16 protein-coding genes are annotated in these 15,123 nt (G+C 67.8%); 8 read left to right on the top strand and 8 right to left on the bottom strand.

The window, feature by feature from the left end; all coding sequences use genetic code 11:
* Positions 1-86: 86 nt before the first annotated feature.
* The 5 genes from O0J73_RS17410 to O0J73_RS17390 all read right to left on the bottom strand — a co-directional run bounded on the left by O0J73_RS17410 (position 87) and on the right by O0J73_RS17390 (position 6,991).
* Positions 87-1,004 carry a phosphoglycerate mutase gene (locus O0J73_RS17410; RefSeq protein ID WP_308309244.1) on the bottom strand — a complete coding sequence of 306 codons (918 nt, stop codon included), beginning with the start codon at positions 1,002-1,004 and terminating at the stop codon, positions 87-89.
* A gap of 4 nt (positions 1,005-1,008) precedes the next feature.
* On the bottom strand, positions 1,009-1,473 hold the full coding sequence (gene greA / locus O0J73_RS17405; protein WP_308309246.1) for a transcription elongation factor GreA: 465 nt from the start codon (positions 1,471-1,473) through the stop codon (positions 1,009-1,011).
* 8 nt (positions 1,474-1,481) lie between these two features.
* Positions 1,482-4,724: a carbamoyl-phosphate synthase large subunit gene (carB, locus tag O0J73_RS17400; RefSeq protein ID WP_308309243.1), complete on the bottom strand. Its 3,243-nt coding sequence runs from the start codon at positions 4,722-4,724 to the stop codon at positions 1,482-1,484.
* Positions 4,725-4,873: 149 nt separating this feature from the next.
* Entirely contained in the window at positions 4,874-6,001 is a 1,128-nt protein-coding gene (carA, locus tag O0J73_RS17395) for a glutamine-hydrolyzing carbamoyl-phosphate synthase small subunit (RefSeq protein ID WP_308309242.1), read from the bottom strand.
* 309 nt (positions 6,002-6,310) lie between these two features.
* Entirely contained in the window at positions 6,311-6,991 is a 681-nt protein-coding gene (locus tag O0J73_RS17390; RefSeq protein ID WP_308309240.1) for a dihydrodipicolinate reductase C-terminal domain-containing protein, read from the bottom strand.
* Between the two features lie 120 nt (positions 6,992-7,111).
* Here O0J73_RS17390 and O0J73_RS17385 point away from each other — a divergent pair, with 120 nt between their 5' ends.
* The 4 genes from O0J73_RS17385 to O0J73_RS17370 all read left to right on the top strand — a co-directional run bounded on the left by O0J73_RS17385 (position 7,112) and on the right by O0J73_RS17370 (position 9,528).
* A complete protein-coding gene (locus O0J73_RS17385; RefSeq protein ID WP_308309245.1) occupies positions 7,112-7,891 on the top strand; it encodes a 3-oxoacyl-ACP reductase in 780 nt (259 codons plus the stop codon).
* 4 nt (positions 7,892-7,895) lie between these two features.
* Positions 7,896-8,291, top strand: coding sequence for a MerR family transcriptional regulator (locus tag O0J73_RS17380; RefSeq protein ID WP_006440513.1), 396 nt, complete (start codon positions 7,896-7,898; stop codon positions 8,289-8,291).
* A gap of 55 nt (positions 8,292-8,346) precedes the next feature.
* On the top strand, positions 8,347-8,928 hold the full coding sequence (locus O0J73_RS17375) for an NAD(P)H-dependent oxidoreductase (protein ID WP_006440510.1): 582 nt from the start codon (positions 8,347-8,349) through the stop codon (positions 8,926-8,928).
* Positions 8,929-9,066: 138 nt separating this feature from the next.
* A complete protein-coding gene (locus O0J73_RS17370; protein ID WP_197564760.1) occupies positions 9,067-9,528 on the top strand; it encodes a DUF4304 domain-containing protein in 462 nt (153 codons plus the stop codon).
* A gap of 144 nt (positions 9,529-9,672) precedes the next feature.
* On the opposite strand, the gene O0J73_RS17365 is transcribed toward O0J73_RS17370, so the two are convergent.
* The 3 genes from O0J73_RS17365 to O0J73_RS17355 are packed head-to-tail and all read right to left on the bottom strand — an operon-like array spanning position 9,673 to position 12,034.
* Positions 9,673-9,918, bottom strand: a complete 246-nt coding sequence (locus O0J73_RS17365; RefSeq protein WP_008266517.1) for a DUF6587 family protein — start codon at positions 9,916-9,918, stop codon at positions 9,673-9,675.
* Positions 9,918-11,783 (bottom strand): ferrous iron transporter B, encoded by a 1,866-nt coding sequence (locus O0J73_RS17360; RefSeq protein WP_008265453.1) that lies wholly within the window; start codon positions 11,781-11,783, stop codon positions 9,918-9,920. The genes O0J73_RS17365 and O0J73_RS17360 overlap by 1 nt, the downstream gene beginning before the upstream one ends.
* Complete coding sequence (locus O0J73_RS17355) at positions 11,780-12,034, bottom strand: FeoA family protein (RefSeq protein ID WP_005409473.1); 255 nt, start codon at positions 12,032-12,034, stop codon at positions 11,780-11,782. The genes O0J73_RS17360 and O0J73_RS17355 overlap by 4 nt, the downstream gene beginning before the upstream one ends.
* A gap of 119 nt (positions 12,035-12,153) precedes the next feature.
* Here O0J73_RS17355 and O0J73_RS17350 point away from each other — a divergent pair, with 119 nt between their 5' ends.
* The 4 genes from O0J73_RS17350 (at position 12,154) to O0J73_RS17335 (ending at position 15,104) form a co-directional block, all read left to right on the top strand.
* Complete coding sequence (locus O0J73_RS17350) at positions 12,154-12,942, top strand: enoyl-CoA hydratase/isomerase family protein (protein WP_308309239.1); 789 nt, start codon at positions 12,154-12,156, stop codon at positions 12,940-12,942.
* Positions 12,943-12,944: 2 nt separating this feature from the next.
* Positions 12,945-13,346, top strand: a complete 402-nt coding sequence (locus O0J73_RS17345) for a VOC family protein (protein WP_308309238.1) — start codon at positions 12,945-12,947, stop codon at positions 13,344-13,346.
* A complete protein-coding gene (locus O0J73_RS17340; protein ID WP_308309237.1) occupies positions 13,343-14,239 on the top strand; it encodes a hydroxymethylglutaryl-CoA lyase in 897 nt (298 codons plus the stop codon). The genes O0J73_RS17345 and O0J73_RS17340 overlap by 4 nt, the downstream gene beginning before the upstream one ends.
* A gap of 94 nt (positions 14,240-14,333) precedes the next feature.
* Positions 14,334-15,104 (top strand): SDR family oxidoreductase, encoded by a 771-nt coding sequence (locus O0J73_RS17335; protein WP_053510345.1) that lies wholly within the window; start codon positions 14,334-14,336, stop codon positions 15,102-15,104.
* Positions 15,105-15,123 lie beyond the last annotated feature (19 nt).

Genomic DNA, 15,123 nt, shown 5'->3' with positions numbered 1-15,123 from the left:
GGCGCCCCCCAACCCCGGCGAACATCCAGGGTCAGAGCCGTTTTCAGATGGAAAACGGATCCGACCCCGCTCTGCCGAGGCCCCGATCAGTCGTGCAGCTGCCGCGGCTTCTTCCAGAACTGCCAGCGCTGGCCGCGGTCCAACTGGAACTGCAGGCCATCCTCGAAGTCCAGCACCAGCCGCTGCAGCTCGCCTCGCTTCAGCGCGGCCAGCAGCGGCCGGATCGCATCATTGCCCAACTGCTGCGATGAACGCAGTTGGCGCAGGTCGACCAACGCATCCACCGCCTGCTCGCCATCCACCGCCACGCCAGCCGCCAGGGCCAGGCCCTGCAGCAGGGCATCGCGGCTGCGCACCTGCGCGTGCGCCGTGCTGACCGATACCGGCATCACGCCACCGCCCCAGAACCACAGCGAATTGATCGGCTGTTGTCCCTGGGCCACGCGCTGCTGGTTCCAGGAATGGTTGTGCAGCAGCACCTGCGCCTCGGTCATCAAGGCCCGCCAACGGCGGCCGCCCTCGCCTTCCGGCAGGTGCGAGAACAGGTCATCGCCCAGCACTTCGTCCGGGCTGTCGAACCCGGGCAGCGCCAGGTCGATCGGAAGCCGCAGGTACCAGCGCGAAGGATCCGGTGCGTCGAGCACGAACCCGGCATCGGCGAACAACGGCTGCAGCACCGGCAACAGGGCCAGGCAATCGGCCAGGGTCGGCCGCAGCGTTTCGCCGTAGGCCATCATCCGCGCGCCGTGCATGTCCGGCACCATGCAGGCCGGATCGGCGCGCAGCCAGCGGGCGCCGGCGGCATCGCCGACGTCACGCTGGCGGGTCAACGCAGCCACCGGCCACTGCGGCGCGGCCACGGTGAAATGACGCTGCAGCTGGGCGCGCTCACCGGCGTCCAGCTGCAAAGCAGTGGCGCGACCCAGCGCGCGCGCCACGTCGTCCGGCAATGCAGCCGCCGCAAGGCGGCTGCGTGCCGGCAACAGCAGGGTCGCCGTTGCCACCTCGTCAGTCCACGTAGCTGACGCTGACGATCTCGTACTCGCGCTGGCCGGCCGGCGCGTCGATCACGATCGAATCGCCTTCCAGCTTGCCGATCATCGCGCGCGCCACCGGCGAGGAAATGGCGATCAGGCCCAGCTTGATGTCCGCTTCCAGGTCACCGACGATCTGGTACATCTTCTCTTCGTCGGTTTCCACGTCGGCCAGGGTCACGCTGGCACCGAACACCACCTTGGAGCCGGCATTGAGCTTGCTCACATCGATGATCTCGGCGTGCGACAGCTCGCCTTCCAGCTGCTTGATGCGCCCTTCGATGAAGCCCTGTTCCTCGCGCGCGGCGTGGTACTCGGCGTTCTCCTTCAGGTCGCCGTGCTCACGCGCTTCGGCGATCGCGGCGATCACCTTAGGGCGCTTGACCGACTTCAGGTGATCCAGTTCGTCGCGCAGCTTCTGCGCGCCCTTCATGGTGATGGGGGCTCTCATGCATTCAACTCCTTGTGCAGCTCCTGCAGCGACCAGACGGGGCCGGTGCCGCGGAATTCCAGTGAATCCACCAGCGCCTTGGCGCCGGCAATGGTGGTCGAGTAGGTGACGCGGTGCTGCAGCGCCTCGCGACGGATCGAGAACGAGTCATTGATCGCCGAACGACCTTCGGTCGTGTTGACGATGTAGACGATCTCGCCGTTCTTGATCGAGTCGACAATGTGCGGACGGCCTTCGACCACCTTGTTGATGATCTCGCAGTCCATGCCGTGCTGCTGCAGCCATGCGGCGGTGCCACGGGTGGCCACCAGGCTGTAGCCACGCGCCAGCAGCGCCTTGGCCACCGGCAGCACGCGCTTCTTGTCCGGGTCACGCACCGAGACGAAGGCCTTGCCGACCGGCGGCGCCTTGATGCCACCGGCTTCCTGCGCACGCGCGAAGGCGGCGTTGAAGGTGCGGCCCACGCCCATCACCTCACCGGTGGAACGCATTTCCGGCCCAAGGATCGGATCGACGCCCTGGAACTTGGCGAACGGGAAGATTGCTTCCTTCACCGAGTAGTAGTCCGGCACGATTTCCTTGGTCGCGCCCTGCTCGGCCAGGGTCGTGCCGGCCATGCAGCGCGCGGCGATCTTGGCCAGTGCCATGCCGGTGGCCTTGGACACGAACGGCACGGTGCGCGAGGCGCGCGGGTTCACTTCCAGCAGGTAGATGGTGTCATCGCCCTCTTCGCTGGTCTGGATCGCGAACTGGGTGTTCATCAGGCCGACCACGTTCAGGGCCTTGGCCAGCTCCACCACCTGGCGGCGCAGTTCGGCCTGGGTCTTGGCCGACAGCGAGTAAGGCGGCAGCGAGCAGGACGAGTCACCCGAGTGCACGCCGGCTTCTTCGATGTGTTCCATCACGCCACCGATCAGGACGTTGCCGTCCTTGTCGGCGATGATGTCCACGTCGCACTCGACGGCGTTGTCGAGGAAGCGGTCCAGCAGCACCGGCGAATCGTTGGACACCTTCACCGCGTCACGCACGTAGCGGGCCAGGTCGGACTCGCCGTAGACGATTTCCATCGCGCGGCCACCCAGCACGTAGCTCGGGCGCACCACCAGCGGGTAGCCGATCTCGCGGGCCAGCAGCAGCGCTTCCTGGTCGTTGCGGGCGATGCGGTTCGGCGGCTGCTTCAGGCCCAGCTTGTCGACCAGCTGCTGGAAGCGCTCGCGGTCTTCGGCCAGGTCGATGGAGTCCGGGCTGGTACCGATCACCGGCACGCCGTTGGCTTCCAGCGCACGCGCCAGCTTCAGCGGGGTCTGGCCGCCGTACTGCACGATCACGCCCTTGGGCTGTTCCAGCTCGACGATTTCCAGCACGTCTTCCAGGGTCAGCGGTTCGAAGTACAGGCGGTCGGAAGTGTCGTAGTCGGTCGACACGGTTTCCGGGTTGCAGTTGACCATGATGGTTTCATAACCATCCTCGCGCAGCGCCAGTGCCGCGTGCACGCAGCAGTAGTCGAACTCGATGCCCTGGCCGATGCGGTTCGGGCCACCGCCGAGGATCATGATCTTGTCGCGGTTGGTCGGCGCGGCCTCGCACTCGTCCTCGTAGGTCGAGTACAGGTAGGCGGTGCCGGTGGAGAACTCACCTGCGCAGGAGTCCACGCGCTTGTAGACCGGGCGCACCTTGTGCGCACGGCGCAGCGCGCGGATGGCTGCTTCGTTGGTACCGGTCAGCTGGGCCAGGCGGGCGTCGGAGAAACCGGCGCGCTTGAGCTTGCGCAGGCGTGCCGCGTCCAGCGCATCGATGCCGCCAGCAGCGACTTCAGCTTCGGCCGCGATGATTTCCTCGATCTGGTCCAGGAACCAGTGGTCGATGAACGACAGCGCGTAGATCTCTTCCACGCTCATGCCGGCACGGAAGGCATCGGCGACGAAGAACAGGCGCTCCGGGCCCGGCGCCTTCAGCTCGCGGCGCAGGGTCTGCAGGTCTTCTTCATTGGCCAGGTCCAGGCCGGTCGGGTCGAAGCCGACCTTGCCGGTTTCCAGGCCACGCAGGGCCTTCTGCACCGACTCCTGGAAGGTACGACCCATCGCCATCACCTCGCCCACCGACTTCATCTGGGTGGTCAGGCGGGCGTCGGCAGCCGGGAACTTCTCGAAGGCGAAACGCGGGATCTTGGTGACGACGTAGTCGATGGACGGCTCGAACGAGGCCGGGGTCAGGCCGCCGGTGATCTCGTTCTTCAGTTCGTCCAGGGTGTAACCCACGGCCAGCTTTGCGGCGACCTTGGCGATCGGGAAGCCGGTGGCCTTGGAGGCCAGCGCCGAGGAACGCGACACGCGCGGGTTCATCTCGATGACGACCACGCGGCCGGTCTTCGGGTTGATGCCGAACTGCACGTTCGAGCCGCCGGTATCCACGCCGATCTTGCGCAGCACGGCGATGGAGGCATCGCGCAGGCGCTGGTATTCCTTGTCGGTCAGGGTCTGCGCCGGGGCCACGGTGATCGAGTCACCGGTGTGCACGCCCATCGGGTCCAGGTTCTCGATCGAGCAGACGATGATGCAGTTGTCCGCGGTATCGCGGACCACTTCCATCTCGAACTCCTTCCAGCCCAGCACCGACTCTTCGACCAGCACTTCGGTGGTCGGCGACAGTTCCAGGCCGCGGCTGACGATCTCAACCAGCTCTTCGCGGTTGTAGGCGATGCCGCCACCGCTGCCGCCCAGGGTGAAGCTGGGGCGGATGATGGTCGGGTAACCGACACGGGTCTGGATCTCCAGCGCTTCGTCCAAGGTGTGGGCGACGGCGGCGGTCGGGCATTCCAGGCCGATCTCACCCATGGCCACGCGGAACAGCTCGCGGTCTTCGGCCATGCGGATCGCTTCGCGCTTGGCGCCGATCAGTTCGACGTTGTACTTCTCCAGCACGCCGTGGTCGGCCAGGTCCAGTGCGCAGTTCAGCGCGGTCTGGCCACCCATGGTCGGCAGCAGCGCGTCAGGCTTTTCCTTGGCGATGATCTTCTCGACCGTCTGCCAGTTGATCGGCTCGATGTAGACGGCATCGGCCATCTCCGGGTCGGTCATGATCGTGGCCGGGTTGCTGTTGACCAGCACCACGCGGTAACCCTCGTCGCGCAGAGCCTTGCAGGCCTGGGCGCCGGAGTAGTCGAACTCGCAGGCCTGGCCGATGACGATCGGGCCAGCACCGATGATGAGGATGGTCTTGAGGTCAGTGCGCTTGGGCATTTTCTTCTCTAAGTCAGTACAGCGTGACAAGGGGGGTGATCGCACGCTGTCGATCAGGAATCTTGATCCGCAGCGCCGCGCCAGCGGCAGCAGCGATGCGGGGGCTTACGGTCCATCGCGACGCCACCGGCAAGCCGGCGACGTACTGATCACGCCTTGCTCTGTTCCATCAGGGCCACGAAACGGTCGAACAGCGGACCGACATCGGTCGGGCCGGGCGACGCTTCCGGGTGGCCCTGGAACGAGAACGCCGGCACGTCGGTGCGGGCGATGCCCTGGTTGGTGCCGTCGAACAGCGAACGGTGGGTCACGCGCAGGGTCGCCGGCAGGGTCGATTCATCAACCGCGAAGCCGTGGTTCTGCGAGGTGATCATCACCCGGCCGTTGTCCAGGTCCTGCACCGGGTGGTTGGCACCGTGGTGGCCGTGGCCCATCTTCATGGTCCTGGCGCCCGAGGCCAGGCCCAGCAGCTGGTGGCCCAGGCAGATGCCGAAGGTCGGGATCTTCACGTCGATGAAGGTTTTGATCGCTTCGATGGCGTAGTCGCACGGTTCCGGGTCACCCGGGCCATTGGACAGGAACACGCCGTCCGGCTTCAGCGCCAGCACTTCGGCGGCCGGGGTCTGCGCCGGCACCACGGTCACTTCGCAGCCGCGTTCGGCCAGCATGCGCAGGATGTTGGTCTTCACGCCGAAGTCGTAGGCCACGACCTTGAACTTCGCCGGCACGCTGACAAAGGCATTGGCATCCAGGTCCAGCTGGCCCTCGGTCCAGGTATAGGTCTTCTCGGTAGTGACGACCTTGGCCAGATCCATGCCCTTCAGGCCCGGGAACTTGCGGGCGGCTTCCAGTGCCTTTTCCACGTCGATGTCGCCGGCCATCAGCGCACCGTTCTGCGCGCCCTTTTCGCGCAGGATGCGGGTCAGCTTGCGGGTGTCGATGCCGGCGATGGCGACTACGCCACGCTGGATCAGCCAGTCCTGCAGCGACACCTGGCTGCGCCAGTTGCTGGGGCGGCGCGGTACGTCGCGCACGATCAGGCCGGCCGACCACACCCTGGACGCTTCATTGTCCTGATCGGTCATGCCGGTATTGCCGATATGCGGATAGGTCAGCGTGACCATCTGCCGGGCGTAGGACGGGTCGGTCAACACTTCCTGGTAGCCGGTCATGGCGGTGTTGAACACCACCTCACCGACGGACAGGCCGGGCGCGCCTACGGATTCGCCCTCGAATACGGTGCCGTCTTCGAGGACGAGGATTGCGGCTTGGGTCACGGGAATCTCACTTTGGCTACCGAGGGGGCTGCCGAAGTCACGCCTGCGCTTCACGGAAATCCGGTTGCAAAAAAGCGCGGACGTACGGTCTGGGACCGGTCCGGCTTTCGTGATTCGGCGAGTGCGAATTGTAGCGCTGCCGGGGCGCTCGCGCCAGCGGTTATCGCTGTTCATGAACAGGCGATTGCGCATTCATTTCAATCCGGCGGCGTATGCGGGGCCGCCATGACCCTGGTAGACGCCAACCTTGGTTGGCGCTTCCCGGAAAGCCTGCCAACCAAGGTTGGCATCTACCATCGACCTGGACCGTTACCGGGGGCCGTCCAGCAGGTCCCGCACCCGGTAGTTGCCGGCCGCCCGGCCATGCAGCTGGCGGGCGGCGAACAGCGCGCCGCGGGCAAAAATGTCGCGGTTGGTGGCGCGGTGCACCAGCTCGATGCGCTCACCGGGGCCGGTGAACTGCACCAGATGCTCGCCGACGATATCGCCGGCACGCAGGCTGGCGTAGTGCGGCTGCGCCCCACCCCGCTGCGCGGCCGCCCCCAGGGTCAGCGCGGTACCCGACGGCGCGTCCTTCTTCTGGGTGTGGTGCGATTCGACGATGTCACAGTCCCAGCCGGCCAGCGCCTGTGCGGCGCGCTCGACCAGCTCGTCCAGCACCGCCACGCCCAGGCTGAAGTTCGAAGCCCAGACCAGCGGGATCTTCGCTGCCGCCGCCTCCAGCGCCTGGCGCTGCGTACTGGAGATGCCGGTGGTGCCCGACACCAGGCCTGCGCCCCGCTCCACGCACAGCGCCAGCATCGGGTCGAAACCCTCGGGCAGGCTGAAGTCGATCGCCACATCGAACACCGGCGCGCCGGGCAGCTCGCTGGCGGCAAAGAACGGCACGCCGTCGACCACGCGCTGGGCCGGCGCGCGGCCGGTCACCGCCGCCACGATCTGCAGGGTTTCGGGGTGTTCAGCGGCCAGCCGCAGCAGGGCCTGACCCATGCGCCCGGAGGCGCCGTGAATGAGCAATCGCAGGGGAGTCTGGTTCATGCCCGCAGGCTAGCGGCAGCGCACCCGCTCCGGCAAGCGCCATCGCTGCTACGCTGCATGCCCTCTCACGCAATGGATGGCAGTTCCACCATGCAGATCAGCGAACAACTGGTGCTGGTCACCGGCGCCGGCCGCGGCCTTGGCACGCACATTGCCCGCGCCTTCGCCGCGCAGGGTGCGCGCGTCATCGTGAACCATCACCGCAGCGAGGCCACCGCACGGGCCCTGGCTGCCGAGCTGGGCGGACAGGCGATCGCGCTGCCGGCCGACGTCACCGACCGCGCCCAGGTGGACGCCATGCTGCAGCAGGCGCTGGCGCACTTCGGCCAGGGCGTCACCACCGTGGTCAACAACGCGCTGGCGAGCTTCTCGTTCAATGGCGATGCGCGCGACAGCGCCGCCAATATCTGCTGGCCAGCCTTCCAGGCCCAGTTCGAGGGCAGCGTGCGTGGCGCGCTCAACACCGTGCAGGCCGCCCTGCCCGGCATGCAGGCACGCCGTTTCGGCCGCGTCATCAACATCGGCACCAACCTGTTCCAGAACCCGGTCGTGCCCTACCACGACTACACCGCCGCCAAGGCCGCGCTGCTGTCACTGACCCGCACCCTGGCTGGCGACCTCGGCCCGCATGGCATCACCGTCAACATGCTGTCCGGCGGCCTGCTGCGCACCACCGATGCCAGCGCTGCCACGCCCGAGGCGGTGTTCGACTACATCGCCGCCAACACCCCGCTGCGCAGCGTCACCACCCCGGCCGAGTTCGCCGATGCGGCACTGTTCTTCGCCAGCCCCTGGTCGCGCGCGGTGACCGGCCAGAACCTGGTGGTCGATGGCGGGCTGGTGCGGGACTGAACCGATGCGCATCTCCGAGGTCAGCCGCCTGACCGGCGCCAGCGCAAAGGCCATCCGCCTGTACGAAGCGCGCGGCCTGCTGCCACCGGTGCCGCGCCTGAACCGTTATCGCGATTACAGCGAACAGGACGTAGCCTGGGTGCAGCTGATCCGCCAGGCGCTGGCACTGGGCATCACTCTGGCGGCGGTCTCGCGGCTGCAGGGCCGCGATGGGCGGCTCGACTGGCCGGCCGTACTGGCCCTGCTGGAGCAGCAGCGCAGCCACATTGCCCGTGAGCGCGCACGGCTGGAACAGGTCGATCGGGCCCTGCTGCAGGTCAGCGACGAACTACGGCAGTGGCTGCGCTCCGGCAATGGCGACTGCGTCCTGCAGCCCACCGGCTGCTCCGCCGGCGTTTGACTCTGCCCCAGGGGCATAGCCCACCCTCGCGCACTTTCCATTGTCCGAGGTTGCCGTGTCCCGTTCCATCCTGATCCTGCTCGGCCATCCCGACCGTGACAGCCTGTGCGGCGCCCTCGCCCAGCGCTACGCCACCGCCGCCGAAAATGCCGGCCACCGGGTACGCCTGATCGCCTTGGGTGAACTCGAGTTCGATCCGGTACTGCGGCATGGCTACCGGCAAGTCCAGCCGCTGGAAGCCGACCTGCAGGACGCGGCCGCTGCGATCGAAGCCTGTGACCATCTGGTGCTGGTCTATCCCACCTGGTGGGGCGCGATGCCGGCGTTGCTGAAGGGCTTCTTCGACCGCGTGCTGCTGCCGGGGTACGCCTTCCGCTACCGGCGCGATTCAGTGTGGTGGGACCGACTACTGGCCGGCCGCAGCGCGCGGGTGATCACCACCCTGGACACACCGCCCTGGTACTACCGCTGGATCTACCGCGATCCCGGCATTGCGCAGATCCGCGCCACCATCCTGGAATTCTGCGGCATCCGCCCGGTACGGGTCAGCCGGCTCGGCGCGGTACGCAGCAGCACGCCGGCGCAGCGCAGCAGGTGGCTGGCGCTGGCAGCGGAGCTGGGTTCCCGCGCCAGGTAGGTCCACGCCATGGGCAAGGCGTGCGAACCAAGGTTCGCACCCACCTGGGGCGCTCGTTGCGCGTGTCGCGTTTGCCAATTGACCCTCGCGCACGGCGCGACAAGGCTGTGGGCCCTTCCTCCAGCCCAGGCGGGCCCCATGAAATCCGCGACGGTCTTCAGCAGATGCGCAAGGAAGACAGGCTTTGCCGGGACCACCACCACCCGCTACCGGCTGCTGGAGGGCGCCCTGCTTGTCGTGAATCACCAACGCGGCAGCGAACACCGGGGCTTCTATGTGAATGCCGGGCTCTACTTTCCAGAGCTGCTTGAGTATCCGCTTGCGCCTTCCGACCTGGAAACTGCGTTCAGGTACCGCTCCAGCATTCCCACCCCGCATGTCGACTGGCGGATCGAAGAGACGCCCGGCCTGCGCCGGGCATTCATCCAGCAGGATCTGGATGATCTGCTGGAGGCCGGCAATCGTGATGCGCTGAAAGGCCTGCTGCTCGGTGCCCTTGCCGATGTGGCGGGATTCGCGGAAGCCCACGGAAACCGCGAGTCGGTGCGGCGATTGAATCGGGACGGAAACTTCCGCGCGCTCATCCGCAGGGAGGTCTGAACCCGGGAAGCGTGCGAACCAAGGTTCGCACCCACCGGGCGAAGTTCACACCCACCGGGCGAAGTTCACACCCACGGGGTGAAGCTCGCACCCATCGGGTGAAGTTCGCGCCCACCGGGCGCCCGCCGTCGAGCAAGCCCGACGCTACTTCTTGGTCGGCCCGCAGCTGTCGCAACCGCCACATGCGCCACCGCCGCCCGTCGCCGGCGGCGCGATCTTCCGCCCCAGCCCCTGCAGCCAGGCGGCGCGGCCCGGCTTCAGCAAGGCCAGCGCCAGCGCGCCGCGCACCCTGCGCACGGTGCCCGGGAACTGCTTCTTCAACACCACCCAGGCACTGACCAGCACGGCCACCGCGATGATCAGGTATTGCAGCAGCAATCCGCTGTCCATCAGCCGCCTCCCAGCGCCCGGGTCACCTGGTAGGTGATCAGGGCCGCCACGTAGGCCGCGGCGAACAGGTAGAACGCCGAAAAGGCCATCGTCTTCCACGAATTGGTCTCGCGCTTGATGGTGGCCAGCGTCGAGATGCACATCGGGGCGTAGATGTACCAGACCAGCAGCGACAATGCAGTGGCCAGCGACCAGCCGTCGCTGATCAGCGGGGTCAGCGCCTGGCTGGCGGCATCGTCATCGGCCGCCGACAGCGCATACACGGTGGCCAGCGAGGACACGGCCACTTCGCGCGCGGCCAGGCCCGGGATCAGCGCGATGCAGATCTGCCAGTTGAAGCCCAGCGGCGCGAAGAACACCGCCATCGCGTGGCCGATCTGGCCGGCGTAGCTGTAGTCGATGGCCGGCATCGTGGCGCCCACCGGAGCCGCCGGGAACGACAGCAGCACCCACAGCAGGATGGTCAGCGCCAGGATGATGCCGCCGACGCGCTTGAGGAAGATCATGCCGCGCTCGTACAGGCCCACCGCCAGGTCGCGCACATGCGGCAGGCGGTACGACGGCAGCTCCAGCATCAGCGGATGCTCGCTCTTGTCGCGGCGCCACTTCTTCATGATCCACGACATCGCCAGCGCACTGAGGATGCCGGCCGCATACAGGCCGAACAGGACCAGGCCCTGCTGGTTGAACACGCCCCACACGGTCTTCTGCGGGATGAACGCACCAATCAGCAGCGCATACACCGGCAGGCGCGCCGAGCAGGTCATCAGCGGTGCCACCAGGATCGTGGCCAGGCGGTCGCGCGGGTCCTGGATGCTGCGGGTGGACATGATGCCCGGCACCGCACAGGCGAAGCTGGACAGCAGCGGGATGAACGAGCGGCCGGACAGGCCGGCGGCCGCCATCATGCGGTCGAGCAGGAAGGCCGCGCGCGGCAGGTAGCCGGACTCTTCCAGCACCAGGATGAAGAAGAACAGGATCAGGATCTGCGGCAGGAACACCACCACGCCGCCGACGCCGGCGATGATGCCGTCGGTCAGCAGGCTGGCCAGCGGCCCTTCCGGCAGCACGCTGCCGACGAAGGCGCCGAGCCAGGCGAAGCCGGCCTCGATGGCATCCATCAGCGGCGTTGCCCAGGCGTAGACCGCCTGGAAAATCAGGAACATCACCACCGCCAGGCTGACCAGGCCGAACACCGGGTGCAGCAGCCAGCGGTCCAGCGCGTCATCGATCTTGGCGGTACGTGCCGGCATGCGCACTGCCACCGACAGGATCTGGCGCACCTTGGCGTGGTAGTCGATGCCGCCTTCCGGGCCCGGCACCGGTGCATCCAGGTGCGGCACCATCGCATCGAGGCGCTCGACCAGTGCCTTGGCACCCTGCTTCCGCACCGCCACGGTTTCCACCACCGGCACGCCCAGCTCGCGCTCCAGCGCAGCCACGTCCACCTGGATGCCGCGGCGCTGGGCGGCATCGACCATGTTCAGCGCCACCACCATCGGCTTGCCCAGCTCGCGCAGCTCCAGCGCGAAGCGCAGGTGCAAGCGCAGGTTGGTGGCATCGATCACGCACAGCAGCACGTCCGGTGCGGCTTCGCCCGGGTAGAAGCCGCGGCACAGGTCGCGGGTGATCGCCTCGTCCAGGCTGGCCGGCTGCAGGCTGTACGCGCCCGGCAGGTCGAGCACCGCGAATTCACGACCGGACGGCGCGCGCAGGCGGCCTTCCTTGCGTTCGACGGTGACGCCGGTGTAGTTGGCGACCTTCTGCCGGCTGCCGGTCAGCTGGTTGAACAGGGCGGTCTTGCCACTGTTCGGGTTACCGACCAGCGCGACGCGCAGGGGGGCGGTAGAGGCAGTAGCGGTCATGCACGTCGTTCCTGGCTGGCGGCGTCAACCACGACGCGCTTGGCTTCACTGATGCGCAGCGCGAACCGGGTGAACCCGACCTGCACCAGCAGCGGCTCCCCGCCTACCGGACCCTTGGCCACCAGGCGCACTTCCTCGCCCTTGACGAAACCCAGCTCGCGCAGGCGACGGGCAATGGCATCGTTGGCATGCAGGTCCTGCACGGATTCGACCACGGCCGAGGTGTGCAGCGGCAGTTCGGACAGCGTCATCTAGCGTAATCTCTGCTGGATGTAAATGGTTCTCGATTCTAACATTCCCGCGTCGCGTCATGGCCCATGACCAATGGCCCGCTATGATCCATACAGGTATGGAGTGACCCTGGAATCCCATGAACGATGCTTTGCAGATCGAGCGCCGTGGCGCCGTCCTCACCCTTTGGCTGAACCGGCCGGAGCTGCACAACGCCTTTGACGCCAGCCTGATCGCGCGGCTGACTGCGGCGCTGGAAGCCGCCGGCCGCGATGATGCGGTCCGCGCGGTGGTGGTGGCCGGCCACGGCGCCTCCTTCTCGGCCGGCGCCGACATGCAGTGGATGCGTGGCATGGCGGCCGCCAGCGAGGCCGACAACCGCGAGGATTCGCTGGCGCTGGCGCGACTGATGCGCACCCTGGACGAGCTGCCCAAGCCGACCCTGGCCCGGGTCCATGGCGCCGCCTTCGGCGGCGGTGTCGGCCTGGTCGCCTGCTGCGACATCGCCATCGCCAGCACCTCGGCCCGCTTCGGCCTGACCGAAAGCCGCCTCGGCCTGCTGCCGGCGGTGATCTCGCCCTACGTGATCGAGGCCATCGGCCCGCGCCAGGCCCGGCGCTGGTTCGCCACCGGCGAGCACTTCGACGCCGATACCGCGCTGCGCATCGGCCTGGTCCACCAGGTGGTCGAGCCCGAGCGCCTGGACGAGGCACTGGAACGCCAGCTGGCCCTGCTCGACAAGGCCGGCCCGATCGCCTCGTCCACCGCCAAGCAGCTGGTCCGGCAGGTCCGCGACAGCCATGATCGCGACGCGCTGGATCGGGATAATGCCGCGCTGATCGCGCGCCTGCGGGTCTCCGCCGAGGGCCAGGAAGGCCTGGGCGCGTTCCTCGACAAGCGCGCCCCCCACTGGGTCACGGAAGCCTGAACATGCTCGATCATCTTGGTTTGACCAGCGCCGACCTGGCGCGCAGCAAAGCCTTTTTCCTGCAGGCGCTGGCGCCGCTGCAGATCGGCGTGGTGATGGAAGTGACTGCCGAACAGACCGGCGCCCACGACCACATCGGTTTCGGTAGCGACGGCAAGCCGTTCTTCTGGCTCGGCAATGGCGGCACCGCCAGCCACGGCGTGCACGTGGCCTTCGCCTGCGCCAGCCGCGCGCAGGTGGACGCCTTCCATGCCGCCGCCCTCGCCGCCGGCGGCCGCGACAATGGCGCCCCGGGCCTGCGCCCGTGGTACCACCCGGATTATTACGGCGCCTTCGTGCTCGACCCGGACGGCAACAACATCGAAGCGGTCTGCCACCGCCCCGGCTCCGAGGTACAGGCATGAGCGACTACGTCCGCATCGTCGAGGTCGGCCCGCGTGACGGCCTGCAGAATGAAAAGCAGTCGGTGTCCACCGCCGACAAGATCGAACTGATCAACCGCCTGTCGGCCACCGGCCTGCGCAGCATCGAGGCGACCAGCTTCGTCAGCCCGAAGTGGATCCCGCAGCTGGCCGACGCCGCCGAGGTCTATGCCGGTATCCAGCGCAAGCCCGGCATCCATTACCCGGTACTGGTGCCGAACGAACAGGGCTACGACCGTGCGCGCGCGGTCGGCGTGGAGGAAGTGGCAGTGTTCACCGCCGCCTCCGAGGCATTCAACCGCACCAACACCAATGCCGGCATCGACGAGTCGCTGGCCCGTTTCGAGCCGATCCTGCGCCGTGCTGCCGCCGATGGCGTGCGTGTGCGCGGCTATGTGTCCACCGTGCTCGGCTGCCCCTACCAGGGCGAGGTGCCGCTGGCCGACGTGGTGCGCGTGGCCCGTGCCCTGCACCAGATGGGCTGCTACGAAATCTCGCTGGGTGACACCATCGGCGTCGGCACCCCGCGCAAGGCACGGGCGATGCTGCAGGCGGTCGCCGCCGAGATTCCGATGGCGGCGCTGGCCGTGCACTTCCACGACACCTACGGCCAGGCCATCGCCAACATCGCCACCTGCCTGGAGGAAGGTGTGCGCGTGGTCGACAGCGCGGTGTCCGGCGCCGGGGGCTGCCCGTATGCCAAGGGCGCCAGCGGCAATGTGGCCAGCGAAGACGTGGTCTACCTGCTGCAGGGCCTCGGCCTGGACAGCGGCGTGGACCTGCCGGCACTGGCCGAGACCGGCCGCTGGCTGGCCGGCCTGCTCGGCCGCGCCACCGCCAGCCGCACCGGCCAGGCGCTGGCCGCCGCCGGCTGACCGCCGCACCGCGCCGCCAGGCGGCGCAGTGCACAACAGCGACGGTCGTGGCTTCCGTTAGAATCGGCGGTTCTCGAACCTGCAGGACCGTTCAATGCAGCTGTCTTCCGTACGTGCCGTGATCACGGGCGGCGTCTCCGGCCTCGGCCTGGCCGTGGCCCAGCACCTCGTCGCCCAGGGCGGCAAGGTGGCCCTGTTCGACCTCAACGACGACAAGGGCGCAGCCGCCGTTGCCGGACTGGGTGCCGACAAGGCCCGCTATTTCAACGTCAACGTCAGCGATGAGGCGGCCGTGGCCACCGCCATCGACCAGGCCCACGATTTCCTCGGTGGCCTGAACGTAGCGATGAACTGCGCCGGCATCCTCGGCGCCGGTCGCGTGCTGGGCAAAGAGGGCCCGATGCCGCTGGCCGGCTTCCAGGGCACGGTGATGGTCAACCTGGTCGGCAGCTTCAACGTGGCCAAGGCCGCGGCCAACCGCATGCAGCACAACGAGGCCGGCACCGACGGCGAGCGCGGCGTGATCATCAACACCGCCAGCATCGCCGCCTATGAAGGCCAGATCGGCCAGGCCGCGTATGCCGCCAGCAAGGGCGGCGTGGTCTCGATGACGCTGCCGATGGCGCGCGAACTGTCGCGCTTCGGCATCCGCGTCAACACGATTGCGCCGGGCGTGTTCTGGACGCCGATGGTCGACGGCATGCCCGAAGCCGTGCAGCAGTCGCTGGCCGCCTCGATCCCGTTCCCGTCGCGCCTGGGCAAGCCGGAAGACTTCGCCAGCCTGGTCGGCTTCATCCTCGGCAACACCTATCTCAATGGCGAGACCATCCGCCTGGACGGCGCTACCCGCCTCGCTCCGAAGTGATTCCCCCGGGCGCCGGGAC

This window comes from Stenotrophomonas sp. Sm6012 (assembly GCF_030985895.1).
Lineage (GTDB): Bacteria > Pseudomonadota > Gammaproteobacteria > Xanthomonadales > Xanthomonadaceae > Stenotrophomonas > Stenotrophomonas forensis.
The sequence above is the reverse complement of the archived record's forward strand: the minus strand, read 5'-3'. Positions and strand labels throughout refer to the sequence as shown.